The following is a 26,246-nucleotide window of genomic DNA, read 5'->3' on the forward strand; positions in this document are numbered from 1 at the left end:
AAACACATTTATTATAGATCAAGACCACTAATTGGGCGATCACCATGCTTCAAGACGTCTACGAAAGATCGCTGGCGGGCAAAATCACCAGAGATGACGCCCTGGCTCTGCTGAAAGAGAACCCGTTCGAGGTTTTTGACACCGCCGACCGGCTTAGAAAAGAAATCGTAGGCGACACTGTCACGTTCGTGGCCAACCGGCTCATCGACATCACCGATCGCTGCATAATCGGCTGTGAGTTCTGCTCCTTCCGGAACAGCATCGGCTACGAGATGACGAGGGAACAGATCCTGCAGAGCATCGGTGAAGCGAAGGCGGTAGGTGCAACCGAAGTCTGCCTGATCGCGGGCGTCCTGCCGAAGCTGAACGTAGAGTACTACTGCGATCTTTTCCGGGCGATAAAGGGCAGCTACGACATCATGATCCACGCGCTGTCCCCGATGGAGATCTACTATGCGGCAAAATCGTCCGGCGTCAGCACAGCGGAAGCACTCCGGAGGCTCAAAGAGGCGGGCATGGACACGATGACCGGAGCGTCGGCCGAAATCCTCGTAGAAGCGGTGAGGGCGAAGATTTGCCCCAGGAAAGTCTCGGTAGATGACTGGGTGAGAATTGTCACCGAAGCCCACGAGATAGGCATCAAGACGACCTCCACCATCATGCACGGCACCGTGGAGACATGGGAAGACCGAATCGACCACATGCTGCTCCTCCGGGACATCCAGCGCAAGACCCACGGCTTCACGGAGTTCATCCCCCTCACCTTCATGCACGAGAATAACCGGCTGTCGGACGTCTCGAGCGGCGCCAGCGGCATGGAAGACCTGCTGGTCCACGCCCTGGCCAGGATCATTTTCGGCCGGGACCTCCCCAACATCCAGGTATCCTGGACCAAGATGGGCGTCAAGCTCTCCCAGGTAGGCCTGTGCTGCGGCGCCAACGACTTCGGCGGCACCATGATGGAGGACCTGATCACCGTGGCTGCGGGAGCAAAGCACGGCGACAACATGACCAAAGACCAGATCCGCCAGGTCATCAAGGCCATCGGCCGGGTGCCCCGGGAGCGGAACACGATATACGAGTACGTGGACTGAGCTTCGACTAAGCCCTATATTGGTGAGACGACAATACGATCGCTGCGCTGTGCCAGATCACAGATTACGACAGATTGCACAGATTGCACAGATACTAATCGATGATAACATATCGGTTGCCGATTTTTTATTTTTTACCTGGTTGCCATCTGTGAAATCAGTGTAATCCGTATCATCTGTGATTCTGGCACAGCGCAGCGTTAGTTCACGTTCATGAGATTAAATGTAACTGCTTAACTCACGTCCTCACAGACATATTTTGTAATCTGAAACCCGATAATGATAAGCCTTATATCCCTTCCCGCCCTCAAGTGATCGATAGACAGAGAGGGGTATGTATGCAGAAAAACCGTGCCATAGCGATCAGGTCAGGCCTGACTTGGGGAGTGGTGCTCGGCATCTGTGAGCTGGGCTTTGGCGTTGTGGTCTACATATTGCTGCCTTTCATAGAGGATTACCTGAAGACGTACTCTATTGATCTTCTCATACCGGTTGCTACGGTATACCTCGCTTTCCTGTTCCTCCTCATCGCAGTTTACTTTACCTGCGGCATGATCACCGCCAAGTGGCTGACTTCGCTGCCGCTCAGGTCATCGGAGATCGCCAAGCTGGGTGCCATATCCGGCGCAGCCGCCGAGTTAGTCCGCAGCGTCGTGGCCATACCGGTAAACGCAGCAGTCATCCTTCTTTTCCCCGCAGTCTCCGCAGGCACTAACCCCCTGCTCGCCGCCCTTGGCAACAGTGCAGTAAGACTTGTCTGCGGCATGCCCCTGTTTATACTCTTCGCCGCAGTAATCGCAGGCGTCAGCGCTTACCTCTTCTCCATGATCTTTTTCAGGCCCGAGAGTTCGGCGCCCCAGAAGTAAGCCTTTTTACAAGAAACGATGACGATCGCTGCGCTGTGCCGGCCATCATTCCCAGGCTATTCGCAAACTGTTGTTTCTCTGCCCGTGAACGTGGACGATCGCTGCGCTGTGCCAGGGTCACAGATTACGACAGATACCACAGATTGCACAGATATGACTCGATAAGTGTAAGATAGTAGTCGGCCAATTAACTGAATTCGATGGCCATCTGTACAATCTGCGTAATCTGTCGGAATCTGTGATCTGGCACAGCGCAGCGTTCGTATTGCTATCTCACGCCGCACGAGCAACATGAAACACACAGCGCAGCGTCCCCAGGATTTCTGCTGCCACCGGGAGCGCTACACAAGTTTTTATTTCCCGGCCGGCCACGCGGGCAGCGTGCCATTGTAGACGTAGATTCTGCCGTTGCCCAGTTCGTGGACCGTCTCGGGCGGGTGGTTTTCGTTGACTTTCCTGGCCCATTCGTCCAGGCTGCCGCCGTCGGAGGCGATGATTACGGGCCGGGGATCGCTGCCGTCCGGCCATATCTTGGTCCAGCGCGGGGCCGAGTTCATGGTCTGGAACTTGAGCTTATCAGCCTCTACGATAACCGGTTCGATCATAATCTGGCCGCCGGACAGGTAAGTGATCAGGTTTGCATCCCAGTAGTCCGCGTAGGCGTGGGTGATACCTTTGCTCTCGAGCACGGTGACCAGCGCCTGCTGATTTCTGATGTAGTCGGGGTTCGGGTTTTCAAAGATGGCCATGGCGTTCGGTATGAGGCAGAGTAATATGATGACAGCTGTTGCGATCAAAGGTAGGTAACCTACTCCTTTTCTCATCGTCACAGTGGCGGCCACGACCAGGGCCATGATGCTGACCGGGGTGAGGTACCGGGCAACGTCGCCTGCCACGGTCATCGACATGAGGCCGATCAGCATACCCAGCCCGCCAATGACGAGCACCGCGTACATGAAGCGGTCCTTACGATCGACGATAGCGAACACGATGATGGCGAGGAGGATCGCGGCTATGAGTAAGCCTCCTGCGTTGCTGATCAGGGCACCGATGAAATCGCCTATCATTTCCGGGTGCTGGAACAGGTTTGCAGGGGAATCCAGTTCAGCTCCTGACTTAGCCAGGATCGGGCCACCCGGCCATAGCTGGCTAATCCGTGACTTCACCGCATATACGATTACTGCGGGCACGGCTGAAGCCAGCCAGAGTACAGGATTATCTTCCTGTGCATCACTGCTCTTTTCGGCATCCTTCGCCTGCCTCTGCTTCAGGAGCCGGTATGCCGAGTAGACGATGAGCGGCAGGGTGAACAGAGGGAGCATGAGCGTGTCCGAGAATACGCCCAGGAGCTGCAGCACGCCGATGATCACCACCCTCCATCTGAGGCTCAGGCGGAAAGGCGGCCTGTCGGCGTAGAAGACCAGGATGGACAGCAAAATGAACAGGATCGTACCGTTGTGGTAGAGGGGATAGAGGACGTACCGGAGGCCCATGAAAGGCATGTTAGCGACCAGCGCCATGGCCGCCAGGGCTTCCATGCGGCCCGAAAAGCGTAACGCAAGTGCTCCGCACGCGAGCACGATGAGGGCATACATTGCATAGCCCGTCAGCGCCAGCGCAACAGGACTGTAACCGGTCAGTGGCTGGATGACCATGTGGAAGATGTAGTCCGTGAAGAGGTAAGGATTATTGGCCGGGAGAATGTACTCGAAGTTTCCCTGCATAACCTCCATCGGGAACAGGCCCGCGTTGGCCATGTCGCTGGTCAGCGGGTACATGAGGGCCAAAGAGAGGGCGAGGTACAGGCCGGCGGCTGTCGCCGCCAGGAAAAATACGGTAAGCAGCTTTTCCACGCCAGGGCTTAGCTTCAGTCTCTGCTTCGACTGCCCATCATCCTGGATATGCGTTACACCCTTTCGTTTTTCCTCAATACGTAAGCGTCTGGCCTGGGACATCACTGCTGATTAGATACGTAAGCCCATAAAGTTATTGTTCTCAGTCCTTCAGGTGTTCAGCCGACACCGTATCTGAGAACTTATCAAGCCCGGCTTTCTTTATTTTCCGCAGGTTGTCCACGTTTTCCTCGCCGTGGATGGGCTTGAGGAAGTCGTGCTTGTCGCAGGCTTCTGCCTCGGAGCATTCCCAGCAGCCCGGGAGGCCCTTTTTCGCACAGCACTTTCTGATCTTGCACCCCGGGTTGCCGCCGCCCTCGTGGCACATTTTGCCGCACCTGAGCCGGACCATGGCGCCCAGCGTAGCGTAGCACTTCTCGTAGTCCCCGAACTCCTTGAAGTATTTAGACAGGCCTCCGGCAGCGCGGTCGAACTTTTCTTCACGGAGCTTCTTGCGCAGGTCTCTCGCGAGGTCGGCGATTTCGCCCTTATGATTGAAGCAGTCGTTGCAGCAGAGGCCGCAGTAGGCTATATCGACTTTTTCCTGTTCCACCGTCATACTAACACATCTATTTTCGCAGCTTTAGCGTTAACCCTTTTTCCTCTGCCAGCCTTTCGAGGATGGCGCGCATTGCCTTCGCCCGCTGGCCGGCAGTCATATCTGTCGAGATTTTACTGCCCGAGGCCAGAGCATCCTGGAGCCCTGCATCGTCGAGCAAGGTAGCCGCTATGCAGAAGTAGCTCCTTGATCTCCCGTCATCGTAGCATGCGATGAGCTGCCTGAGCAGGTCGCATCGCTGTTCCTGTGCCTGTTCGAACGCCTCCAGCCCGTACTTCTGCTGGTATGCGACGTTATCTTCGAGGCGGGCGTAGCAGACGAAACTGTCGTGCTCCTGGCCGATAGCCCGGTGCTTTTTCCAGCGTTCGCAGTGCTCCCCTTCGGGGCATTCCACGCAGGCCTCCACGCCTTTCTTCCGGGCGCAGGTGATGAAAGGGCAGCCCGCAGCCGTACGACTAACTGATTTACAGCCTCTGCACCCGCTTTCGGCCGTCGAGTGATATCTTGGACAAAGCCGGCATGACAGCCCGCAGATGCCGGTCGCAGGATATTTGAAGTCCATACAGAGGTCCCCTTAAGCGTCCTTCCAGTTCCACCACTTCAGCTTTTCCGGCTCCCGGCCGCCTTCTGCATAATAGACTGCACACTTGAAGGCGTACAATACACAGCGGTCCATGTGCATGCCTGCCCGGGCTTCCAGCGACTCATAGAGCGCCTCCGGGTCTTTACCCTTTAGATCGCTGACCTTTGCTATGCCGAGGCCCCGGAGGTCGTTCGCCATGCTGGGGCCGATGCCCGGTATGGATTCCAGAGCTTCAGGAGGATACAGAGATTTGGGTTTCAAGGTGAACAGCTCGTAAAAGTGAATTGGCTACAGGTATAATAAGGGGTAGCCTGGCTGATTGAAAATATTATTTCTCGAACTCTAACAGCGCCGATCGCTCCCGCACTAGTTCAGGTATCCGGTCCCGGCCCACGATTTCGATCTCTGCCGGGGTGATCTCGAACAGCCTCATCAGCAGCTCGTCTTTCCCGCGGGAGTAGTCGATGACTTTTTCGTCCACGCTGTCGAGCAGCTCTTTTGCGGCCGGCAGGGCTTTTTCGGAGTTATCTCCAATGATCAGGATGGCCACGTTGTTGTCGCCCTGTTTGACGCCCATGTCCAGCGCTCTTTCGATCTGGCGGCGGCCTCGCAGGTAGAGCATGATTTCCATGCCTAAATCCCGGGCCAGGTTTCGCTTTTGCCTGAAGGCCTCGATAGCCTTTGCAGTGGCGAACTCCAGGTGCATCCTGCCTGCTATGGCGTCTGCGTTCACGGCCTGCACTGTGGTGCCGTAGTCGGCACCGATAGCGGCCGCGTCTTTAAGAAAAGCTTTGACGTCTGCAATGTGTTTCTTTCCGCCGGTGATGATGAGGGGAGTCATCAGATCATAGATGGGCAGAAAAATGATAAAAGACTTCCGGGTTAGGTGGGGCGGAGAGGCAAAAGCCCGGATGTTTGGACCTCGTTTTTGGAATCGTTTTTAAAGCCGTTTTTATCGTTTTTACCGTTTTTATAAGCGTTTTTATGTGTGGCTTCGGCGATCCCGCGCCCATAACTGTTCTGGGGAGATAGCGCAAATAGCTTCTCTTACCCTTCAGAGGCATGCTATGCAAGCTGCAGAAGATCAGGCAAGGCAAAAGGGAATTCGTGAGTATAGGACCCGGTCTGCGGCATCAAGTCGTGTGGGCGTGAGATGATGCCCGACCAGGTGTCCGGTTCGTATCAATGCGTACTTATTAGAAATACCTTCCAGGGGTGTTATTCAGCCGTCGAAGCTAAAGAGGGTGCTCTGGCCGGTTGTCGGGGGTTGCTCGCCTTCTTCCGGGGTGACATGCTCCACTTTTCTGCCGAGCTGGCCCATGATGCTGACGGCGAGCTTGTCCCCAATGCCCGGGATAGCGGCGAGTGCGGAGACTTCCGCGCCTTTGAGCTTGTCCCGGCTGGTATAGCCCGAGTCGTAGAGTTTTCTGGCCCTGACGCGGCCCACGCCTTTCAGCGTGATCAGGTCCAGTAGCTCCCGGCTGGCGCCGTTCTCTATGCGTATGGCGAGCTCTCTGGCGGTGCGGGTCATCGGGACCCCGAGCAGGGTGGATATCTCTGCGGTGCCGTGCATCAGCCAGTTGCAGGTTTCCATGAGGTTCCGGATGTCGCCGGGGCCGATGTTGAAGAAGGTGGTGATGGCTTCCTCGCTCTTCTCGTTGATCCACATTTCGGCCAGCGCCGCGGTTTTGACGCCCGCGAGGAACTGCTCGAACTCCACGTCGTCGCCGTAGCTGTCCGGCACGTCGGAGAGGAAGTCGGACGCATGCTCGTCCGCATACCTGATGATCCAGGAGTAGTCGCCCCGGCGCAGGTATAAGGATTTGATGTCCGGGGTGGAGCATATCAGGTGGAGCAGGCCGAACTCTGCCGTGTCGGGCTTCTTTTTCGCCTTTTCCAGGCCTTCCGCTATGATCGCCGCGGAGAGCGGGTCGATGTAGAGCTTTGAGATAAGCGAGCCGAGTTCGGTGGCTTTGAGGCTGCCGCCTTTGCTCTCGATGATCATCTCTTCTTCGAGGAGGAAGTCCAGCACGTTGTCGATGACGTGGGATAAATCTCCTCGCTGGTAGGCGAAGAAGGTGGTGTCCATGAACGCCTTTAAGTCCTGGCGGCTGCGGCAGAAGTCCGTTGCCACGGCGGATAGCACGTGGGCCCGCATGGCGGGCTCGGTGCCGAGCTTGGAGGTGATGTGCTCGGGGTCGGCGTTGATGTAGTTCTCCGTGAGCTCCTCGAACTCTTCGTAGTTTTTGGCGATCAGGACGGCTTCGCCGTACGGGTCGAGCCTCGGCCTGCCCGCCCTGCCTGCCATCTGCTTGTATTCGAGGACAGGGATAGGGACGCTGCCGTAGTTCACGTCGAACCGCTTGTAGTCCCGGATGATTACTCTTCTCGCGGGCAGGTTGAGGCCAGCGGCCAGCGTAGGAGTGCAGGCGATGACTTTGAGGATGTTCTTCTTGAAGCCGTCTTCCACTATGCGCCGGTGCTCGCCCTTGAGCCCGGCGTGGTGGAAGGCGACGCCGTTGCCCACGCAGTCGGCCAGTTTCTCGCAGGTGTCAGTTTCCGCGTGGCGCATGACGTCCTGCTTGAGCTTCGCTAATTGCTCCTTCTCTGTCGGCTGGAGCTTTTTAGAGATGGATCGTGAGACTTTCTGGGCGATGCTCTCACTGCTCTTTCTGGTGTTGGCGAAGACCAGGCATTGTCCGCCCTCTTCCAGCGTGTCCGCCACCAGCGAGTTCACTTCGTCGGGGCCGGCGTTGCTGACCACCCGCTTCTCTTTCTTGAAGGTGATCGCCCGGCCGTAGAACACGCCTTCCTTCAGTGTTGTGGGTCTCCAGTCGCTCTGGACCAGGGCGGCGTCCAGCCACTTTGCCACCGCTTTGGCGTTGCCGATGGTCGCGGATAACGCCAGGATTTGCAGGTTCACGTTGATCTTCCTGAGCTTGGCGAGGGTGACCTCGAGGGTAGGCCCGCGGTTTGCGGAGTCGATCAGGTGAACTTCGTCGGCGACGACCACGCTGAGGCCGGATAACCACGATACGCCGTTGCGGAGCAGGGAGTCAGTCTTCTCGGAGGTGGCGACGATGATGTCCTTCTCTCCCAGGTATTCGTCCCGGGAGTCGAAGTCGCCCGTGGCTATGCCGACTTTGACGCCGTCAGGCTTGATGGGCAGCTTAGAAAATTCGAGGAACCGGTCGTATTTTTCCGAGGCCAGCGCCTTCAGGGGGACGATGTAGATCGCCTTGCCGCCTTCGGCGATCGACTTCAGCATCGCCATCTCCGCCAGCAGGGTTTTGCCGCTGGCCGTGGGTATGGCTGCGAGCAGGTTTTTGCTGTCGAGCAGTCCCTGCCTGATCGCTTCATCCTGGGGCGGGTACAGCTCCGTGATACCGGTCCCGGCGTAGAAGTCCTTCAGCGCTTGTGGCAGGTTGAGCTCGGCGATCTTCATATGCAGCACATGATGCCGCAATAGTAAATCATGTTTTTGCTAGTTAGGTGAAAGTTTTCAGGCGCCGGAGTCCGGTTCCGGGTCTGACTGGAGCCGGTTCCTCGAAGTGGTGCCCTGTTTTTTCCCTTCCGGCCTGGTTTCGGGTTCGGCCGCTGGCTTTTTCTTCTGGTCGTCGAGGGAGACGTCGTGGATGAACACCATTGCCTCGTCGCCTGCGGAGGCTACGCAGTGGGCTTTCTGGTACCGGGTCCCGCCTGCGACGTCGAACTGGAACTCGAAGATCTGCGGCTTTCCGGTCTTCAGGGCCCGGTTGACGTTGAAGATGAGAATCCGGGCCAGGTCGATGGGTAAGACCTCGTAGGCATTCTTGGCCACGAGCTCTTCGGAGCGGGGAAACAGCTCGTACCCTTCTTCCACCTTGCAGTCGAGGAAGTGGCCGGCTTTGTTGACCCAGAGGATGGTGCCGGGAATGGCGCTCACCAGCGCCCGCACCCTGGCCTCGCTCCTGAGGAGAGCGTTCTCCGAGCGTTTACGCTCCGAGATGTCTCTGCTGACTCCTCTGTAGCCCCTGAATACGCCTGCCTTGTCGAAGATGGGTCTGCCGCTGTACTCCAGCGTGGCCAGAGTTCCCCTCTTGCCCACCAGAGTTGTCCTGAGGTAGGAGAACGGCTCCCGGGTGAAGTAGAGCAGATCGACCGCTTTCTTGAACCGCTTGGCTTCGTCAGGGTACATCAGGTCGAAGAGGGTCTTGCCGATCACTTCTTCCGGCTCGTAGCCCAGGATTTCCCGGATCTTAGGGCTGGAGTAGGTGATGACGGCATTTTCATTAGCTTCCCATATCCAGTCGTTGATGTTTTCCGCCAGGTTCCTGAACTTCTCCTGGCTCTCGCCGACTGCCTGTTCTGCTTGCTTGCGGTCAGTGATATCGAGCATGCCTACGACCGCGGAAGTTACCCTGCCGTCCGGGTCCAGGATCGGCGTGCTGCTCATGAGCACAGTGACGATGCTACCGTCTTTCCGCCTGATGAGGACTTCCTGGTTCTGCACGTTTTCACCGCGTTGCAGGGACCTGGAAAGCGGCATTAGGTCGGCCGGGAGCACGGAGCCATCGGGTTGCAGGAACTCGTATGGCCTGCTTCTGCCCGGGCCTGCCAGCCCCATTACAGGCCCGTCCAAAATTTCCATCGCTTTGGTCGTGTAGTACGTGATTTCGCTGTTTTCCCGCTGGACCACTACTACGCCGATCTGGATGTTCTGCATGATGGCCTCGAGCGTGTTGTGGGCGTGGGTGAGCGCCTCGGTCCGGTCCAGCACGCGCTTTTCCAGCTCCTCGTTGGCCATCTCCAGCTCGGCGTTAGCGCTTTGCAGCGCTTCCTCCGCCTTCTTCCGCTCGGTGATGTCCTCTTCGACGTCCACGTACCGGATGATCTCCCCATCCCGAGTCCTGACGGGAGACACGGATGCCGAAACCCAGTATAGCTCCCCGGTCTTTTTCCGCTTGGACAGCTCGCCCCGCCAGTAGTTGCCCAGCCGGAGGGCCTTGTTCCGGTCCTTGATTTCCTGCGGGCTCAGGCTGGCGGCGTTGATCTTGTGGGGGTCGTTCCCGACGACGTCTTCGAGCGTGTAGCCGGAGACCTGGGTGTACTTGGGGTTGACGTAATCGATCTTGCCCCGGGCGTCGGTGATGATGACGATGCTGGGGCTCTGCTCCACCGCTCTGGACAGCTCGATCAGCTTTTCCTCGGCTTTCTTGCGCTCGGTGATATCTCTGAAAGCTCCTATGAGGCCGACGGCGTTTCCTGCTGCGTCGTAGATGACGCTCATGTTGAGCTCGATCAGCATTTTGTTACCCGGTTTGGCCTGTATCCATATCTCGAGAGATCTTTGATCCTCCCCGGACACCGTGGAGATCAGGCTCGAGACCAGGTCTCTGCTCTCCTCTGCGACAAAGTCTATGAGGGGCTTGTTGATGATGTCGTCTACGGTATAGCCGGTGAGTTCGGTAACCCGGGGGTTGATGTAGGTGCAGGTGCCGTTCAGGTCGGTCGTACAGATACTGTCGTTGACCGAGGTCGTTATGGCCCTGTGCTTCTCTTCGGATTCCTTCAGCAAAGCGTGAACCTGGGTAAGCTCGACGTTCTGGCGGTTGATCTCCCCGGCCTGCTGCTGGAGCAGCTCGTGCTGGGAGGTCAGGCTGACATACTGCTGTTGCAGCTCTGCTTCCATCTTCTTCTGGGCGGTCACGTCTCGGAGGGATTCGATGGCGCCCGTGACGTTGCCATCGTCATCGTAGAGCTTGCTGGCCGTGCAGTGCAGGATAGCAGGTCTGCCCTTCAGGGATGTCGCGCCAGATACCGCTTCGAACCGGCCGTTCTCGAGAGAGATGTCGGTGTAGTGCTCCTTGAGCTCTTCGGCCGGGAGGCCCACCAGGTTCAGCAGGCAAGCCCTGCGGTAGCCGTAAAATGGTATCGCGTACTCGTTGTTTCCCTTTCCGATCATCTGGTCTGCTTTCACTCCGGTCATATCCTCCATCGCCTTGTTCCAGGCGACGACCCGGCCGTTGTTGTCGATGATCAGCGTCGCGTCAGGGTAAAATTCGATGACGTTGGACAGCTGCCTGAGCGACTCGTTCAGCTTCGTGCGGGACTCTTTCAGCTCATCGTTAAGCTTATCCTTGCGCTCCGACAGGGTTCCGACCACATAAGCCACGCTTACGAAGATGATCGACCTGATCACGGGCTCCGGGGCCAGCGTGCCGAAGGCCAGCCAGTCGAGGTAGATGTGGAGCAGGCCGAGGAATACCCCGACGAAAACAGCTTTCCTGTGGTACCAGACACCCGCGAGGATGATCGGCACGTAAAAGAGGTGTGTGTAGACAATCTCGATGCCGAGGCGGAGATTGATGTAGATGGCAAGGAATATGGTAATAATCAGCGTCGTTCCCAGGATTATCTCCCTGTATTTGCCCGATACCCTCAGTTTCAACTTGTCTTCCATGCCATCACCTCGATGCCCCCAATTAATGCTGCTATCTCACATATGTATACCGGCTTAATTACCATTACGGTAGCAGCAAGGGTAGGACTGTATGTATATCAGACCTATGCTCTTGAAAAGATCGGGCACCAACCGCCTGAATATAAGCGATAGCCGGGCGATCATACTTCGAGAGGGATACCGGGCTTTCGACGCGCTTCAAGTGGGGTCCGGTTATAAATGCGGACATCCGATCACAATGCGTGATAGACATGATGGAGACGCCGATCTACAAGGGTAAGCCACCCACTGTATACAACATTGACGATTTCCGCAGAGGGCTCCGCAACCGGCCGAACGAGACGACGATCGATGTAACCGGCCAGCATAAAGTAGACCTGTGGACTGTCCTGCCCGCTCAGGCGATGCCAGTGCACCTCCACCCCGGCTCGGAGTGCGTGCTGCTGGTCATCGACGGCCGGGGCGACATCACCATCGGCGGCCAGACCTTCGACCTCGAGAAAGGCAGCCTCACCATCATACCACCCGGCGTAGACCACAGCATCCGCAACACCTCGGCAGACCCCCTCGTCGCCCTCACCATCCAGGGGCCCGGGCCCTTCGATACCAAAGTAGAGGGAAGCGAAGAACAGGGGAGCCTGTACTGACGTTTCCCGCCCGGGTTGCGCAGGTTAATGCCGGTACTCGTGCGGGCCCCCGGCCATTTCTGCGGTCATGTAAGCGGTTATCCGGCAGCTGGCTTCAGGAGGCTTTTTACACTCGCCGCGCATATAAGGTATACAGGGATTTTTTCCCCGGACCGGCAGCTCAAATGCCGGGAACAAGCGGTCGTGTAGTCGATGAAAGTCCCTCATGAGGACCGGCCTGCTTCCCGTGAACCACCGGATAAGATCGAAGGCCCGGGAGAGAAATCATCCGGGAAATGCGACATTCTGGAACTCCGGGAAAAGCTCGAAAAGACTAACAGAGCACTAAGAGCAATCTCCCGGTGTAACGAGGCGATGGTCCGCATAGGGGAAGAAGCCGTACTTTTAAAGGCCGTTTGCGACATAATCGTGGAATACGGCGGGTATAAAATGGCCTGGATCGGCTTTGTTTTGAACGATCCGCGCAGGACTATAAAGCCGGTAGCCAATTCCGGAGCAGATAGCAGGTACCTCGAAAATCTCAAGATCATCCTGGAAGACAACGTTTTGGGCAGGGGCCCGGTCGGCACCGCCGCCAGGACGAAAAAGCCGGCTATCGTGAGGAACGTGCTGACCGACCCCTGCTTTGTCCCCTGGCGTTCCCGAGCGGTGGAGCAGGGTTTTGCTTCGATGATCAGCCTTCCGTTGATAGCCGATAGCGAACTCATTGGGGTGCTGAGCATCGATTCGGAGAAAACCGACGAGTTCGGCGATGAAGACGTCGTTCTTCTCCAGGAGCTGGCGAATAATCTGGCTTTCGGTATCAAATCGATCAGGAGCCGCGCCGAGAGAGATCACGCGGAGGAAGCGCTGCGGGAGAGCGAGGAAAAGTTCAAGACCCTGGCAGAATCTTCGACAGCGGCCATTTTCGTCTACCAGGGAGAACACTATGTCTCGGTGAACGAGGCAGCGGCCAGGATGACCGGGTACACTCAGGCCGAGCTGCTGAAGCTCAACATCATGGACATCATCCACCCGGATTTCAGGGAACTGGTCAGGCAACGAGCCCGGGCCAGGCAGCTTGGGGAGCCGGCACCGCCGATCTACGAGGCAAAGATCGTCACCAAAAGCGGCGAGGCCAAATGGATCCTGCTATCGGCCGCCCGGATAATATACGGAGGAAAGCCGGCGGGAGTGGCCACTTTAATCGACATCACGGAGCGTAAGCGGGCAGAGGAAGCGCTGCTCCTGACCCAGTTCGCGATGGACCACGCCCCGGACTCATCGATCTGGGCGGACGAGGAGGGCAGGATCATTTACGTGAACGATGCTGCCTGCGAGACAACCGGTTTTACCCGGAGCGAATTCCTGTCGATGCACATCTGGGATTTCGACCGGAATAGTTCTAAGGATAAGTTTCAGAAGCGGTGGAACAGCATGCCGGATCCGGACAAACAAAGGGTCAGGACCAGGTTTGAAACTGTAGCCCGTACCAAATCTGGCAGGCTCTATCCGGTGGAAGTCACCACGGAATTCTTCAGCTACAAAGGCACCAGGTACCTCATCTCCTTCGGCAGGGAAATTACCGAGCGGAAGCAGGCGGAGAAAGAGCGGGAGCACCTGCTGTACGAGATCGACGGCCAGCGCCGGCGCCTGCAGACTATACTCGAGTCCCTGCCCGTGGGCTTGTTCATCGTCGATACAGGCGGCCGGATCACGATGGCTAACCACATCGCCCGGAACTACCACGGCGGCACTTTTCCCATCACGCTCGACGAACTGGCCAAAATCAAAACACTGTGGGCCGATACCGGTAAGGTAGTCCGAAAGGAGGAACTGGGAATATTCAGGTCGCTGGCCAGAGGTGAGCTAATCTCTAAAGAAACAATAGAGATCGAAGACGCAAAGGGCAACTCTGTCGCTTTGCTCTGCTCCTCTGCCCCGCTGCTGGATGCCCGCGGGAACATCACCGGAGCCGTTTCGATCTCTCTGGACATCACCGGGATGCGGAAGCTGGAAAATGAGCTGGGCAGGTCAAAGCGACAGGCCGAGCTGTACCTCGATCTGATGGGCCATGACATAGCCAACATGAACCACGCCCTGCTTGGATACCTGGAACTGATAGCCATAGCTTGTATGGGAGAGACAGCCGAAAACGAGATGATCAGCAGCTCCCTGCAGATCATCAACCGCAGCTCCCGGTTAATCGATCAGGTTAAAAAGCTCACGGGGCTCCAGAAGGGAGAGGTCCCGCCGAAGGACGTCGACCTGAACCAGCTCATAGAGGCAGCTAAATCAAGCGTCCCACTGCCGCAAGACAGGCAGGTCACGATCGAGTACGATTCCCGGCCCGGCAGGCAGTACCTGGTCAAGCACAGCGATTTGCTTAAAGATGCGTTAGAAAACCTCATAGATAACGCGATTAAGCACTCGAGCGGGCCCCTCACCGTCACCATCTCCGTGGACCGGGTCACGAAAGACGGCCGGCTGTTCTACCGCGTCTGCGTGGAGGATAACGGCCCGGGGGTCCCCGACGAGCTGAAAAAGACCATTTTCATGACCGTCGAGGAACTGGAAGAGAAGACGGCTCGGAGAGGCTTCGGCCTGTATTTTGTCAAGACTGTGATCGACTACTACCAGGGCAGTGTGTGGGTGGAAGACCGGGTACCCGGGGACTACCGGCAAGGCAGCAGGTTCGTTCTCAGGCTTCCCGCGTCGAGCGTCAGTCGGGCATAAAATCCTGCTGGATTTTTACGATATCGGCAGAGTCCTTCGCCTCTGCATATGCCTCCAGCGGCTCGTGGTTTAAGATAAGGAAGGTTTCGCCCCACTTGAACCGGGAGGCGACTTCTCTGGCCTGCTCCTGGAAGCCGAGGATGTATAGCGCGGCTACGAAGGCTTCGGCAGAGTTGAGCATGAAGGGCCGGCCGTAGTTGACGGGGTTGGAGGCCAGCAGGTAGGGTAGAGCCCGGCTTTGCATGTGCTTGCTCTTGAGCAGCGGGAACACTCGTTCCACTTCTTCCCAGGTGCAGTCCAGCACTACGATGCCTTTGCGGGAGAGGTCGCGGTCCGCAGGAGAGATCGCTTTGCCCGCGTTGGGGTCCATGAGGATGGCCCCTGCCGGCAGCCGCTCTGGCGTCTCGTACATCCTGACGAGGCCGAACTGCTTCATGCGCCGGGCGGAGCACTTTTTCGGGTCGTCCTGCCGGGCGTGGTACACGTAAAGCGGCACACCGTTACCGTTGCTCATAGCAACCGTTTTATACCATCATCATGCATTAACGTTTGTATGCCGGCCCTGTCGAGGAAGCTCAAAGCCTACTGGGATTTGACTCGTTTAGAGCACGGGCTGATCTACGCGGTCAGCTTTGTCGTTAGCCTGATCATCGCCTACGGGATGCTGCCCGACCCGAAAGTCGCCCTCGCGGGCGCCATTGCGGCAACCGCTGCGGAGATGGGGGCTTTCGCGCTGAACGACTACTTCGACGTGGAGGTCGACAAAAAGAACAACCGTACCGACAGGCCCATCGTCAGAGGGGAAATTTCTAAGAACGAAGCCCTGGGACTGACCATCGCCAGCTTTATCGTTAGCGTCGTGGCCGCATACTTCATAGGCAACTGGGGCGCCTTCGCCGTCGTGGTCGCCATGATAATCTTCGGCATCCTCTACGATTACAAGCTGAAAGAGTACGGCATTGTCGGCAACATCTACATCGCTTTCACGATGGCGGCTCCGTTCCTGTTCAGCAGCATGCTGTTCAACAACTCACCGGTACTGCTCCTGCTGACCGCCATGGCCTTTTTCCTCGGCCTGGGCAGGGAGATCATGAAGGGCATCATGGACGTGGAAGGCGACGCTCTCCGGGATGTTAAAACGGTGGCCAGAGTATTCGGTGAAAAGACTGCGAAGTTCACTGCAGTAGTCCTGTACGTCATCGCAGTGCTGCTCGCTCCCATACCCTTCCTCGTAAACCTCGTGCCCACCGACCCGACCTACTATCACAACCTGTTATACGCGGCCTTTGCCGCCCTGGCAGTGCTGATCCTGCTGTACGTTTGCGGCAGCTTACTCCTGAGCCACGAGCGGAAGACCATCAGCAAGGCCAGGAAGACGACTCTGATGGCGATGGGAATAGCGCTGATAGCGTTCCTGCTGCCGGCCCTGCTTTAATTATTTAAGTAGCCTCTGTGCCCGTGAACGTGGACTAACGCTGCGCTGTGCCAGAACACAGATCACGACAGATGATACAGATTGCACAGAGGCTATTGGATAACAATAGATGAAAGAAGCCAAACTCTCCTCTTCTTGAAAAATCATCTGTGCAATCGGTGTAATCCATATTCCATGAAAAATTCGTGTGTGGGGGTGCTGAGAGGGTAAGCGAGGAGGCCGGGGAGGATTATATCATGGCTATTCCTGAAGCCTGTTATGGAGTGCCCGTACCATTTACACGAAGTACTCGAAGTACACGAAGTACTCAAAGTCTGATAAACAGGCTGACTGCAAGCCGATCTTATAGTAAAACTTCGCGTATAGTCATTCTTGAAACTAATAGTACGGTCCGGCAGTCAACCAGACCTGCCGGACCGTACTAAAAGTTTCACAAAGGACTATACTTCGCGTACCTTGTGTACTTCGTGTAAACGGTACCTGACCATCCCAAAAACCGGGAATCACCATTAGAAACGATCCTCTCTAACCTTTCCATACTCTCCGACCTCCTCTCCAACCTCCTTATCCTCTCAAACCTCCCACTTTGAAAATCCTCGTATACTCCCGGGAACTCTCGGACCTCCCGAAGATTTTTTCATGGGCTTTACTTGAAAACGCCCTTTCCATAACCGAATCAATCTGTGATCCTGTATGCAAGGGACTGCTTCCAGTCGGTCACAGCGCAGCGATCGTCTCGTAGTCTCACGCCACCTGAGCAAGCCTCTCATCAATGGCAGAAAAGTTCGGCAAACGGCTTTATTTTCGCTGCGAGAAACTCTGGCTATAATGTCGCTGCGCAGCTTTCTCGCCCGCATTGAGCCGGAGGCGATGCCATTTCCGTTCTCGAGGATTTATACCGCGATGAGTGGCTCCCGGATTTTCAGGGATTTCTACAGTGCGGTGGTGAGCCAGGTCGACGAGCACCTGAAGGCCGGCCGGGTGCTCGATGTTGGCACTGGTCCGGGGAGGCTTCCGATCATGCTGGCGAACAGGAACCCGAGGCTGTTTGTGGTCGGCCTGGACCTGTCCGGGGACATGGTCAGGATTGCCTCGGACGCGGCGGCTAAGAAAGGCCTGCAAAATCTGGAGTTCAGGCAGGGCAGTGCAGATTCGCTGCCCTTTGGGGACAGAGAGTTCGATCTCGTGATCAGCACGATGTCTCTTCACCACTGGAAGAAGCCTGAGCAGGCGCTGGACGAGATCTACCGGGTGCTCAGGGAAGGCGGGCAAGCGTGGATCTACGATATTCCCCGGGACGTCGATCCGGTGCTATTTGGCCAGATGAAAAAGAAGTACGGTTTCATCAGGGCATGGGCTTTGCGCCTGCACGCCTATATGGAGCCGTTCTATACGGAAAAACAGGTGCTGAAAGTGGCGGCCGAATCGCGGTTTAAGAGGCAGGAGCTGAAGCACGTCAGCCTCGCGTACAGGCTTATGCTGTATAAATAAAAAACGAGTCCGGCAGATAGCGGCCGGTGCGCTTATTTCACGATGGTCTCTTTCAGCTTCTCGATGCCGCCCTTCTTGTACACAGCGTTGCCGACCACGATGGTGTTAGCGTACTTCGCCATGGTTTCCGCTTTTTCGCGGGAGTCGATGCCGCCGCCGTAGTATAGTACAGAGTTGGCCAGCTTTTCTCTTACCGCTTTGACCAGTTCGGGGTTGCCGTAGGTGCCGCTGTACTCGAGGTAGACGATGGGGAACTTGAAGAATCGGTCGGCCAGCTCGCCGTAGGCAGCTGCCTCTTTGGGGCTGATGCCGGTCTGGGAGCGGGTCACGAGGGCGACTGCAGACAGCGGGTTCAGGACTATGTAGGCCTCTGGTATGACCTTGTCGAGGACCGAGGCAGGGTAGTTCTGCACGAACTCCTTGTGGTAGCCGACTGCGAATTTCGAGTATTTGGTGTTGAAGATGGAGGGGACGAAGATGAAGTCCACGTCATCCCGGATGACCGCCGAGACCGAGGGCTCCAGCACCTTGGGGATGCGGTACTCGGCCAGCATGCCGGCCATGTTGGCAACGTTTTCCTTAGTGATGTTCTGGGTGCCCGAGATCATGACTGCGTCGGTGCCCGAGTCTACGATCACTGCGATGTCCTCTTTAGTGATCTTCTTATCGGGGTCCAGCTTCGTTACGTGTCTCCATTTCTTCCAGTCAATAGCTGTCATTGGTTAATCCCCGGTAGTTATTTCACGATGGTCTCTTTCAGCTTCTCGATGCCGCCCTTCTTGTACACAGCGTTGCCGACCACGATGGTGTTGGCGTACTTAGCCATGGCCTCCGCTTTCTCCCTCGAGTCGATACCACCGCCATAGTACAGCGTGGTGTTGGTCAGCTTCTCCCTTACCGCTTTGACCAGTTCGGGGTTGCCGTAGGTGCCGCTGTACTCGAGGTACATGATGGGGAACTTGAAGAACCGGTCGGCCAGCTCGCCGTAGGCAGCTGCATCCTTCGGGCTGATGCCGGTCTGAGCCCGGGTGACGATCGCGACTGCGGAGAGCGGGTTGAGAACGAGGTACGCTTCGGGGATGATGTTGTCCCAGCTGGAAACCGGGTGGTCTCGCAGGAAGTCTTTCTGTATGCCGACCAGCCACTTGGAGCTTTTAGTGTTGAACACCGACGGGATGAAGACTAAGTCCACGTCATCCCGGATGACCGCCGAAATCGAGGGCTCCAGGACCTTAGGCTTTTTGTACTCTGCCAGCATGCTGACCAGGTTGCCGACGTTCTCCCTGGTGATGTTCTGGGTGCCCGAGATCATGATGGCGTCCGTGTCGGTGTCCATGATGGCCGCCACGTCCTGCTTGCTGATCTTCTTGTCAGGATCCAGCTTCGTCACGTGTCTCCATTTTCTCCAATCGATTGCTGTCAAAGGAATCCTCTTCTTAGCGTGTATCATGTATCAGGGCATTACTGCCCATAAACTTTTGTGTCTCTGCCCGTCTTTAAGTCTGGCCTGGCCGTGCCTGCCATGGCGAAATAAAGCAATAATGCTCCGGCCGGATTACCGGACGATGCGTTCGATGGGTACGATAAGAATGTCTCTCGCGCCGACTTCCTTGAGGTCGTTGATCACCTTGTAGATCTCCTTCTCCGGGACCACTGCGTGGACGGCGCACATCGGCGAAGAGGCCTCGACCTTCAGCACGGTCGGGCCCGCGAGCCCCGGCAGCCGCTTCCGGACTGCCTCAAGCGATCCCTCGGGGACGTTCATCATCAGGTAGCGTTTGCCCCGGGCCTCGATCACGCTCTGGAGGGCCAGAGTAATCTCGCTGATCTTCCTGCCGTCCCGGGCGAGACTCGCCTTGCTGGCGATGAGCCTCTGGGACGTGCGCAGTACCTTGCCGATGACCTTGAGCCGGTTCATGGATAGCGAGGTACCGGTAGAGGTCAGGTCTACGATGGCATCGGCGACGCCGATGTGGGGCGTGATCTCGGTCGCTCCGCAAACCTCTACCACATGAACGGCGATGCCCTTTGAGGCGAAGTACTTCTTCGTGATCTCCGGGAACTCGGTGGCGATCTTTTTGCCCTCCAGCTGCTCCGGCTTCTCGATGTCGGACGCTTCCGGCACTGCCAGCACCAGCTCTGCTTTACCCATGCCCAGGTCGAGCAGGACTTCCACGTCTGCACCGGCTTCCTGGATAAAGTCCTCGCCAGTAATACCAAGGTCAGCCGCCCCGTTCTCCACGTACCCCGGGATGTCCCGGGACCGGGCGAACAGCATGGTGATGTTCTCGTCAACGGTCTTCGCGAACAGGCTCCGCGCGGAATGCTCGATCACGTGGAGGCCCGCGCCTTCGAACAGGCTCATGATGGGTTCGTAAACTCTTCCTTTGTTGGGCAGCGCTATCCGTACCATATCTTCTCGATGTTAATAATGCCTGGTTACATATAAGCCTTTATACTCGCCGGCACATCGAGTTGGACCTCGTGAACGTGGACTAACGCTGCGCTGTGCCAGGATCACAGATTACGCAGAATCTGATGATTCTGACAGATTGCACGGATTTCACAGATACTAATCGATAATAAAAATTGAATGGCTCGCAGCAGTTATCCTATCTAATATAGTCATCTGTGCAATCTGTGCAATCCGTAACAATCTGTGTTCTGGCACAGCGCAGCGTTCGTATTGCTATCGCACGCAGTTTGAGCAATCAAGAACGCACAGCGCAGCGTTCGTATTGTTGTCTCAGGCCATATGCCGGTAGTGCTCCAGCAACTCCAGCTTCTCCAGCACTTCATTCTCGGACGTGACCCCGTAGACCTGATCGTCGGGCATATCGGGGTAGCGGTGCCGGATATCCATCGGGTGGCCGGCGACCCGGCCGCTCCAGCCTTTTACCCTGTAGGCGATGATTAGCTTATTGAGCCCCCAGGCGTGGGCGAGCTGGGTCAGCGTGCCGGAGCCGCCGCCGATGGCGATGACCGCGTCACCGTGGGAGACAATTACGTCTCCTGACATGTCGTAGTCGAAAGACATGCACGCCCCGTAGAAGTGTCCCGGGTCGCACGGATGATGCCCGGGCAGGACGCTGATGACGTCATCGTCCGAGTAGCCGGTGGCTATGCAGGCTCCCCGGGATACCGCTTCCGCAACTCCCCCCGAGCCACCGACGATGATCCGGTACCCTTTCGAGACCAGTGCGTAGCCCAGCCAGTAGGCGAGCTCATAGTTGTATGAGCCGTATACTGCCCGGGTATCCCCGATGATGGCGATGAGCGGCTTTCGATTGATCAGACGTTCTATACTACCATTGTTTGAACATAGTCCAGGCTGAGCATGGTATGATGTAACCCAGCCTGTCCCTTCCATCCCCAAAGACATAGCTGCTGTACAAGCGTTAACTTATAAATATATAAGTCGTTTGGTCTTTCCGCAGAAAAGCCGTCAGCGCTTACGTATCTGTGCATAAATATTCATATCCCATGAAGGCTGATCTTAACATATGGCTTATACGAAGGTTGCAAAGACGGCAGATATCCAGCCGGGAACGATCAAGGGTTTCGTGGTCGAAGGCAAGAAGATCGCAGTGGCGAACGTAAACGGCCAGTTTTACACGATAGAAGATAGCTGCCCCCACCAGAAACAGCCTCTGTCTCAGGGCATGATGATGGGAAACACAGTGATGTGCCTGTTCCACGGGTACCGGGTCGATCTGACCACCGGAGAGTCGCTGAACACGGCGAACGAATATGTGAAGACATATCCGGTTAAGGTGGAGGGGGACGACATCCTGGTAGATGTCTGATCCTCAGGCTTATTTTACGGCTCTCTTCAACATAAACCGGCGTAGCATATGTGCCGGTATTTTATCGCCGGGCGACCACCTCAGACCGGCACATGAGAACAAAACTTTGGATTCTTTTCCCGGCAATGGCAGGTGTAGCCCTCGTAGCCTTGTTTTTAGGGATAGAGTCCTCGGTAATGGCCGGCCCTGATGCGGAGAAGATTTCGCTTCCGGAGCCACGGATAGATGGCGCCGTATCGGTCGAGAAGGCATTGCACGACAGAAGGTCAGTCAGGGAGTATAAGGATGAGCCATTATCCTTGAGGGACGTATCACAGCTGCTCTGGGCGGCGCAGGGAATGACCGGCAAGTCGGTCAGGACATCTCCGTCTGCGGGGGCATTGTACCCGCTGGAAGTTTATGTTGTGGCAGGCAAGGTGAACGGCCTGGCGCCCGGAGTGTACAAGTATCAGCCCGGAGACCATTCGCTGACAAAAGTGCGGGACGGCGATCGGCGGGATGAGCTGTACAGTGCCGGAATAGGGCAGCAGCCTGTCAAAGCTGCTCCAGTGGACCTGGTGATCGCCGGCGTATACGAGCGGGCGACGGGAAAGTACAGTTCGGAGGACAGGGATAAACCGACAGGCTCTGTTTATCCGAGAGGCGTCAAGTACGCGCATTTTGAGGCGGGGCACGCGGCCCAGAACATCTACCTGCAGGCAGAATCATCGGGCCTCGGGACTGTCGCCATCGGAGCCTTTTCTGACGATGCGGTAAAGCAGGCGCTAGGCATGGCCGAAGATGAGCGCCCGCTGTATATCATGCCTGTCGGCAAAGTATAATGATCGGACGGAGCCGTAGCCACTAAAGGAAGTACAGGATGCAGGGCACCAGCAGCACGCCCATCAGGCAGGTCTTGCGCACGTTGAGCAGGTGTGCTGCCAGCCCGATGGCCGTGGAGATCAGGAAGATGGTCAACCCGGGTATGCCGGCCATTGCCAGGCACATGACGGTCAGGAAGGCGATCACGCCCCAGTTGAGGGCCTGGTAGTTCAGTGCGGTGAAGATACTGGCAGCACAGGAGCCTGCAGCCAGTGTAATCAGATATGCGACAACCCCCGCGATGCATATGGCGAACAGGAAGAGCACGAACGCCTCGTAGCCGATGGCGCCTCCGAGTACTTCCTGGGCTGCTGCGACGGCACCGCTCCGGGGCCGCAGGATCACGTACAGCGCCACCAGGGAGAAGATAGCGTTCGAAGTGTTTACCCCCGATACCGAGATCAGGTATTTCCGGTCCGAGTCCCCATCCTTCGCAGAGAACATGCTCACGAGGGAGGTGGCCACACCTGAGCTGACGGCCGGGAACCACGAGACGAGCGCTCCTGCTACTGTGCCCGATGCGGAAGCCCTAAGCAGAGTTTTGCCGGGCATGGTAATTCGGCTCTGCCTCTGGCCAGGTATTACCGCGTGAGTATTAAGGCTCAATAACAGAGAAGGCATTCCGAACAGCCCGGACAGAAGCGGCAGTAATGCAGAAGCGACGCCGATAGCGAGGATCGGAGAAAGGTGGCTTTCAGCCTGAAAGGCGACGACGCCGAGGATGCCTGCAGCCAGATAGATGACCAGCGCTTCACACACTTTCTTTATCCGGCTGCCGGCCGTCGCATATCTGCCGCCAGAGTAGTTCGAGAGGATGACGAAGGCGGATATGCCGATGAGGATAGCGGCCATGTTGGCCTGCATGATCGGTAACGCCGTCCCGAAGAAAGCGGAGAGAGGAAGAATCAGCAGCAGGGAGAGCACGATTGCCATGCCGCTGCCCATGGCCGAAAGCCTGACCGCCTCCTGCCCGAGGCCATCCAGTAGCATTTTGTGGCCGGGCATGACCGCGAGCACTGTCGACTCGTCCGGAGCGCCCAGGAACACGGCGGGGATGATGTCAAGAAAGCTCTGCGAAATAGTGCTCGATACGATAGTGATTGCCACATATAACGGCTCCACACCGGCTGCCAGCAGAGCCGGGCTGAGGCCGAGTAAGATGGCGGAAGTGTTATTGACGTGGACGCCCGGCAGCAGCCCTGCGATCATGCCGATGAGAATGCCGGCGGAGACTGAAAGAAGTAGCAGAACCAGAGAGACTTCAAGCACATATATTACTTATTTACAAATTATTAAACATTAGTGGTCGTACGAAGCTACTATTGCCCGGACAGGATGTGGAGACATCACGTTCGCCCGTAGCTGCTGAGCCCGTGAAAGTACGCAATCGATCTTGTTGCGGCTTTGGCCGCCATCGTCAAAAAAGAGGTTGCAGGCACAGTACATGCCTGCAGTCAAGCTAAGTTTACTGGCTGACAGTTGCCTCTCCGCCGGTGTTGGCCGAGAAGCTGACACTGAAGATGTAGGTGCCCGCAGTGGTGATCTCGCCGATGTCTTCATCGGTGATCGAGCTGCTGCCGGAGACCCACTTCGAGGCCACGGTGTTGCCCTGCAGGTCGTACAGCGACATGGACGTGGTGCCGGTCGGGCCTACGTCGTGCTTGACGCTGATCTTGACTTCGCCGGGGTTCAGGTTCACTGCCTTGGCTACGCTTTCGCCCTTAGAGCCCTTGAGAGTGACCGGGGCTGCGTCGCCGCTGGTCGGCTTGGTGATGGTCACGGTGTACGTGCCGCCGTTGCCGACGTTCAGGTGGTACTTGCCTGCCGGGGTCATCATGCCGCCGACGACCATTGCGTCGGAGCCCTTGGTGTCCCAGAGCGAGACGATGTACATGCCGCTGCCGTCATCGGTTTCCAGGGTAGCGGTCAGGATGTTGCCGAAGCTGCCCTTGTTTTCGTAGGAAACGATGTACGCGCCCTCTTCGAGATCGAAGGAGGTGCTGTTCTGGTTGTCGCTCGACTCGGCCTTGACGCCGGAGATCGTGATGGTGTTGCCCGATACGACTGCCGGCACCAGGGCGCCGCTCGGGGTGTTTGTGCCCGGAGTAGTCGTGCCCGGAGTAGCTGTTGCACCCGGGGTGGTCGGAGTGGTCTTGTTGCCACCTATGCATCCGCTCAGGGCGGTGGAGGCCACGAAGATGGCCAGTACGCCCAGAACTAGTAATACCCTCTTGTTCATACCTATCCTCCATGTGATATTGATAACTACATCGATATACACCGCATGATAGATAAGGGTTATCAGAGCTGACATAACCTTTTTATCTCTTGACCGCCACCTACAAGCCTCATCTACATAACTTCGAGGCAGATACAGATGGGCGTGGAAAACGGTTCGGGTAAAGCAGGCACAGGGTTGTGGTGGCTTCTTGTAGGGCTGATCGTAATCAACGCCTTCTGGGGCGCTTCCGGCGTGGCAATCAAGGAAGCTTACCTGCAGCTCGGCACGGTTGAAATCCTCGCGCTCAGGTTCGCCATAGCTACGCCTCTGCTGATCGCAGCCACTCTGCTATGGAAAGGGAGAAAAGCCTTCGCAGTAGAGCTGAAGGATATCCCTTACTTCGCGGCGCTGGCCACCATCGGCGTAACTCTGTCATTTTACCTGCAGGTGCTGTCGCTGGACTACACGACGGCAACTAACTTCACCCTCATCTTCAACCTGTCCACGTTCTTCATCATCTTCCTCTCCGCGTGGCTGATGGGAGAAAAGCTGACCGGCAACAAAATTATCGGAGCGCTGGTCGCCTTCGCCGGGCTGGCGCTGATCGTGACGAACGGCAACTTCAGCCTGTCCCCCAATTTCCTGGGCGACGGCATAGCGCTGCTGGGCACCCTCGCCTGGGCAGTCTACACAGTGCTGGGCAAGCGGGCTAACGAGAAGTACTCTGCTCTGACGGTGCTGAACTACGTGTTCATCTTCGGCACCCTCGAGCTAATCCCAATGTACCTGTTATCGCCGCATATCCCGATTACCGAGTTTACCGTGCTCACCTGGCTGTCCATGGGCTTCCTGTCGATCTGCTGCTCGCTGATCGCTTTCCTCGTCTACAACTACGGCCTCGAAAAGCTGCCCGCCTCCACCATCGCGGTCTTCATCTACGTCATGCCCCTCTCCGGCGTCCTGCTGGCGGCCATAGTGCTAGGCGAAGCGTTAACTGTCTACACCCTGGCCGGAGCGGCGCTCATCATCTTCGGGATGATCTTCGCTGAAAAGAGAGCGACAGCAAAACTTGAGCCGGATAAGCAATGAGCCATAAAGGCACTACCGACACAAAAAACCACGGCGGCACGGCTCCTTATCCTGACAACTGGAGCGCAGATGTTCTAACCACGGCGGCACGGCGACACGGAGACAAATCGAGAAACGATAGCAGGATAGTTATTTGAACCACGGCGGCACGGCTCCTTATCCTGACAACTGGAGCGCAGATGTTCTAACCACGGCGGCACGGCGACACAGAGACAAATCGAGAAACGATAGCAGGATAGTTATTTGAACCACGGCGGCACGGCTCCTTATCCTGACAACTGGAGCGCAGATGTTCTAACCACGGCGGCACGGCGACACAGAGACAATGCGAGAAACGATGGCAGGATGGTTAGTTAAACCACGGCGGCACAGCGACACAGAGACAACCGGTAGACGAATAGCAAGGCTACTTTTTTATTGATCCACGGCGGCACGGCGGGCTGATGGCACGGGGACTAATAGGTTTTCCTTCATACAGGTTATCGATCGAAAGTCAGGCTGAAATGATTAGATGGTAAGCTTATGGTTAATGCTCTGTCTTGGTG

23 protein-coding genes are annotated in these 26,246 nt (G+C 56.7%); 9 read left to right on the top strand and 14 right to left on the bottom strand.

What is annotated here, in order from left to right; translation table 11 throughout:
• The first annotated feature begins 44 nt into the window (after positions 1-44).
• Both cofH and ACPLPM_RS17405 read left to right on the top strand, forming a co-directional pair.
• Positions 45-1,094, top strand: coding sequence for a 5-amino-6-(D-ribitylamino)uracil--L-tyrosine 4-hydroxyphenyl transferase CofH (cofH, locus tag ACPLPM_RS17400; protein ID WP_424358040.1), 1,050 nt, complete (start codon positions 45-47; stop codon positions 1,092-1,094).
• A 338-nt stretch (positions 1,095-1,432) separates the two neighbouring features.
• Positions 1,433-1,960, top strand: a complete 528-nt coding sequence (locus ACPLPM_RS17405; protein WP_424358041.1) for a hypothetical protein — start codon at positions 1,433-1,435, stop codon at positions 1,958-1,960.
• A 353-nt stretch (positions 1,961-2,313) separates the two neighbouring features.
• On the opposite strand, the gene ACPLPM_RS17410 is transcribed toward ACPLPM_RS17405, so the two are convergent.
• From ACPLPM_RS17410 to ACPLPM_RS17440, 7 genes are all read right to left on the bottom strand, one after another.
• Positions 2,314-3,915 (bottom strand): hypothetical protein, encoded by a 1,602-nt coding sequence (locus tag ACPLPM_RS17410; protein ID WP_424358042.1) that lies wholly within the window; start codon positions 3,913-3,915, stop codon positions 2,314-2,316.
• A 40-nt stretch (positions 3,916-3,955) separates the two neighbouring features.
• A complete protein-coding gene (locus tag ACPLPM_RS17415) occupies positions 3,956-4,411 on the bottom strand; it encodes a DUF3795 domain-containing protein (RefSeq protein WP_424358043.1) in 456 nt (151 codons plus the stop codon).
• A 10-nt stretch (positions 4,412-4,421) separates the two neighbouring features.
• On the bottom strand, positions 4,422-4,973 hold the full coding sequence (locus ACPLPM_RS17420; RefSeq protein WP_424358044.1) for a DUF3795 domain-containing protein: 552 nt from the start codon (positions 4,971-4,973) through the stop codon (positions 4,422-4,424).
• A gap of 12 nt (positions 4,974-4,985) precedes the next feature.
• The gene (locus ACPLPM_RS17425) at positions 4,986-5,255 is read right to left on the bottom strand and encodes a helix-hairpin-helix domain-containing protein (RefSeq protein ID WP_424358045.1); all 270 of its coding nucleotides are present in this window, start codon (positions 5,253-5,255) and stop codon (positions 4,986-4,988) included.
• Between the two features lie 67 nt (positions 5,256-5,322).
• Positions 5,323-5,835 (bottom strand): KEOPS complex subunit Cgi121, encoded by a 513-nt coding sequence (gene cgi121, locus ACPLPM_RS17430; RefSeq protein ID WP_424358046.1) that lies wholly within the window; start codon positions 5,833-5,835, stop codon positions 5,323-5,325.
• Between the two features lie 381 nt (positions 5,836-6,216).
• Entirely contained in the window at positions 6,217-8,439 is a 2,223-nt protein-coding gene (locus ACPLPM_RS17435; protein ID WP_424358047.1) for an ATP-dependent DNA helicase, read from the bottom strand.
• Between the two features lie 57 nt (positions 8,440-8,496).
• Complete coding sequence (locus tag ACPLPM_RS17440) at positions 8,497-11,436, bottom strand: PAS domain S-box protein (RefSeq protein ID WP_424358048.1); 2,940 nt, start codon at positions 11,434-11,436, stop codon at positions 8,497-8,499.
• A gap of 251 nt (positions 11,437-11,687) precedes the next feature.
• On the opposite strand from ACPLPM_RS17440, the gene ACPLPM_RS17445 reads away from it, so the two are divergent.
• A complete protein-coding gene (locus ACPLPM_RS17445) occupies positions 11,688-12,083 on the top strand; it encodes a cupin domain-containing protein (RefSeq protein ID WP_424360009.1) in 396 nt (131 codons plus the stop codon).
• Positions 12,084-12,275: 192 nt separating this feature from the next.
• Positions 12,276-14,798 carry a PAS domain S-box protein gene (locus ACPLPM_RS17450; RefSeq protein ID WP_424358049.1) on the top strand — a complete coding sequence of 841 codons (2,523 nt, stop codon included), beginning with the start codon at positions 12,276-12,278 and terminating at the stop codon, positions 14,796-14,798.
• On the opposite strand, the gene ACPLPM_RS17455 is transcribed toward ACPLPM_RS17450, so the two are convergent.
• Positions 14,785-15,312, bottom strand: coding sequence for a DUF367 family protein (locus ACPLPM_RS17455; protein ID WP_424358050.1), 528 nt, complete (start codon positions 15,310-15,312; stop codon positions 14,785-14,787). The genes ACPLPM_RS17450 and ACPLPM_RS17455 overlap by 14 nt on opposite strands.
• 39 nt (positions 15,313-15,351) lie before the next feature.
• On the opposite strand from ACPLPM_RS17455, the gene ACPLPM_RS17460 reads away from it, so the two are divergent.
• Together ACPLPM_RS17460 and ACPLPM_RS17465 are read left to right on the top strand one after the other, a co-directional pair.
• Positions 15,352-16,233, top strand: a complete 882-nt coding sequence (locus ACPLPM_RS17460) for a UbiA family prenyltransferase (RefSeq protein ID WP_424358051.1) — start codon at positions 15,352-15,354, stop codon at positions 16,231-16,233.
• A gap of 828 nt (positions 16,234-17,061) precedes the next feature.
• Positions 17,062-17,724, top strand: coding sequence for a class I SAM-dependent methyltransferase (locus ACPLPM_RS17465; protein WP_424358052.1), 663 nt, complete (start codon positions 17,062-17,064; stop codon positions 17,722-17,724).
• A 32-nt stretch (positions 17,725-17,756) separates the two neighbouring features.
• Here ACPLPM_RS17465 and ACPLPM_RS17470 read toward each other — a convergent pair whose 3' ends face one another.
• The 4 genes from ACPLPM_RS17470 to ACPLPM_RS17485 all read right to left on the bottom strand — a co-directional run bounded on the left by ACPLPM_RS17470 (position 17,757) and on the right by ACPLPM_RS17485 (position 21,106).
• On the bottom strand, positions 17,757-18,443 hold the full coding sequence (locus ACPLPM_RS17470; RefSeq protein ID WP_424358053.1) for a phosphoglycerol geranylgeranyltransferase: 687 nt from the start codon (positions 18,441-18,443) through the stop codon (positions 17,757-17,759).
• A 17-nt stretch (positions 18,444-18,460) separates the two neighbouring features.
• The gene (locus ACPLPM_RS17475) at positions 18,461-19,174 is read right to left on the bottom strand and encodes a phosphoglycerol geranylgeranyltransferase (protein ID WP_424358054.1); all 714 of its coding nucleotides are present in this window, start codon (positions 19,172-19,174) and stop codon (positions 18,461-18,463) included.
• 105 nt (positions 19,175-19,279) lie between these two features.
• Positions 19,280-20,137: an ATP phosphoribosyltransferase gene (gene hisG / locus ACPLPM_RS17480; RefSeq protein WP_424358055.1), complete on the bottom strand. Its 858-nt coding sequence runs from the start codon at positions 20,135-20,137 to the stop codon at positions 19,280-19,282.
• Positions 20,138-20,470: 333 nt separating this feature from the next.
• Positions 20,471-21,106 carry an acyl-CoA synthetase gene (locus ACPLPM_RS17485; protein WP_424358056.1) on the bottom strand — a complete coding sequence of 212 codons (636 nt, stop codon included), beginning with the start codon at positions 21,104-21,106 and terminating at the stop codon, positions 20,471-20,473.
• Between the two features lie 121 nt (positions 21,107-21,227).
• Between ACPLPM_RS17485 and ACPLPM_RS17490 the strand changes: the two genes are divergently transcribed.
• Positions 21,228-21,530, top strand: a complete 303-nt coding sequence (locus tag ACPLPM_RS17490; protein ID WP_424358057.1) for a Rieske (2Fe-2S) protein — start codon at positions 21,228-21,230, stop codon at positions 21,528-21,530.
• A gap of 92 nt (positions 21,531-21,622) precedes the next feature.
• Positions 21,623-22,351, top strand: coding sequence for a SagB/ThcOx family dehydrogenase (locus ACPLPM_RS17495; RefSeq protein WP_424358058.1), 729 nt, complete (start codon positions 21,623-21,625; stop codon positions 22,349-22,351).
• 22 nt (positions 22,352-22,373) lie between these two features.
• Here the strand turns inward: ACPLPM_RS17495 and ACPLPM_RS17500 are convergent, their stop codons facing one another.
• Complete coding sequence (locus ACPLPM_RS17500; RefSeq protein WP_424358059.1) at positions 22,374-23,660, bottom strand: tripartite tricarboxylate transporter permease; 1,287 nt, start codon at positions 23,658-23,660, stop codon at positions 22,374-22,376.
• Between the two features lie 196 nt (positions 23,661-23,856).
• Positions 23,857-24,630, bottom strand: a complete 774-nt coding sequence (locus ACPLPM_RS17505; protein WP_424358060.1) for a hypothetical protein — start codon at positions 24,628-24,630, stop codon at positions 23,857-23,859.
• Between the two features lie 138 nt (positions 24,631-24,768).
• Here ACPLPM_RS17505 and ACPLPM_RS17510 point away from each other — a divergent pair, with 138 nt between their 5' ends.
• Positions 24,769-25,701 (top strand): DMT family transporter, encoded by a 933-nt coding sequence (locus tag ACPLPM_RS17510; protein ID WP_424358061.1) that lies wholly within the window; start codon positions 24,769-24,771, stop codon positions 25,699-25,701.
• Positions 25,702-26,246 lie beyond the last annotated feature (545 nt).

Origin of the sequence: Methanocella sp. MCL-LM (assembly GCF_049676595.1) — an archaeon.
GTDB lineage: Archaea > Halobacteriota > Methanocellia > Methanocellales > Methanocellaceae > Methanocella_A.

Excerpts from the sequence above, each read along its gene's own strand:
- ACPLPM_RS17510 (WP_424358061.1), top strand. The coding sequence starts at position 24,769 with ATGGGCGTGGAAAACGGTTCGGGTAAAGCAGGCACAGGGTTGTGGTGG.
- ACPLPM_RS17465 (WP_424358052.1), top strand. The coding sequence starts at position 17,062 with ATGTCGCTGCGCAGCTTTCTCGCCCGCATTGAGCCGGAGGCGATGCCA.
- ACPLPM_RS17415 (WP_424358043.1), bottom strand. The coding sequence starts at position 4,411 with ATGACGGTGGAACAGGAAAAAGTCGATATAGCCTACTGCGGCCTCTGC.
- ACPLPM_RS17505 (WP_424358060.1), bottom strand. The coding sequence starts at position 24,630 with ATGAACAAGAGGGTATTACTAGTTCTGGGCGTACTGGCCATCTTCGTG.
- ACPLPM_RS17460 (WP_424358051.1), top strand. The coding sequence starts at position 15,352 with ATGCCGGCCCTGTCGAGGAAGCTCAAAGCCTACTGGGATTTGACTCGT.
- ACPLPM_RS17495 (WP_424358058.1), top strand. The coding sequence starts at position 21,623 with ATGAGAACAAAACTTTGGATTCTTTTCCCGGCAATGGCAGGTGTAGCC.
- ACPLPM_RS17490 (WP_424358057.1), top strand. The coding sequence starts at position 21,228 with ATGGCTTATACGAAGGTTGCAAAGACGGCAGATATCCAGCCGGGAACG.
- ACPLPM_RS17405 (WP_424358041.1), top strand. The coding sequence starts at position 1,433 with ATGCAGAAAAACCGTGCCATAGCGATCAGGTCAGGCCTGACTTGGGGA.
- ACPLPM_RS17435 (WP_424358047.1), bottom strand. The coding sequence starts at position 8,439 with ATGAAGATCGCCGAGCTCAACCTGCCACAAGCGCTGAAGGACTTCTAC.
- ACPLPM_RS17440 (WP_424358048.1), bottom strand. The coding sequence starts at position 11,436 with ATGGAAGACAAGTTGAAACTGAGGGTATCGGGCAAATACAGGGAGATA.
- ACPLPM_RS17445 (WP_424360009.1), top strand. The coding sequence starts at position 11,688 with ATGATGGAGACGCCGATCTACAAGGGTAAGCCACCCACTGTATACAAC.
- ACPLPM_RS17455 (WP_424358050.1), bottom strand. The coding sequence starts at position 15,312 with ATGAGCAACGGTAACGGTGTGCCGCTTTACGTGTACCACGCCCGGCAG.
- ACPLPM_RS17450 (WP_424358049.1), top strand. The coding sequence starts at position 12,276 with ATGAAAGTCCCTCATGAGGACCGGCCTGCTTCCCGTGAACCACCGGAT.
- ACPLPM_RS17420 (WP_424358044.1), bottom strand. The coding sequence starts at position 4,973 with ATGGACTTCAAATATCCTGCGACCGGCATCTGCGGGCTGTCATGCCGG.
- ACPLPM_RS17475 (WP_424358054.1), bottom strand. The coding sequence starts at position 19,174 with ATGATACACGCTAAGAAGAGGATTCCTTTGACAGCAATCGATTGGAGA.
- cgi121 (WP_424358046.1), bottom strand. The coding sequence starts at position 5,835 with ATGACTCCCCTCATCATCACCGGCGGAAAGAAACACATTGCAGACGTC.
- hisG (WP_424358055.1), bottom strand. The coding sequence starts at position 20,137 with ATGGTACGGATAGCGCTGCCCAACAAAGGAAGAGTTTACGAACCCATC.
- ACPLPM_RS17485 (WP_424358056.1), bottom strand. The coding sequence starts at position 21,106 with ATGTCTTTGGGGATGGAAGGGACAGGCTGGGTTACATCATACCATGCT.
- ACPLPM_RS17470 (WP_424358053.1), bottom strand. The coding sequence starts at position 18,443 with ATGACAGCTATTGACTGGAAGAAATGGAGACACGTAACGAAGCTGGAC.
- cofH (WP_424358040.1), top strand. The coding sequence starts at position 45 with ATGCTTCAAGACGTCTACGAAAGATCGCTGGCGGGCAAAATCACCAGA.
- ACPLPM_RS17410 (WP_424358042.1), bottom strand. The coding sequence starts at position 3,915 with ATGTCCCAGGCCAGACGCTTACGTATTGAGGAAAAACGAAAGGGTGTA.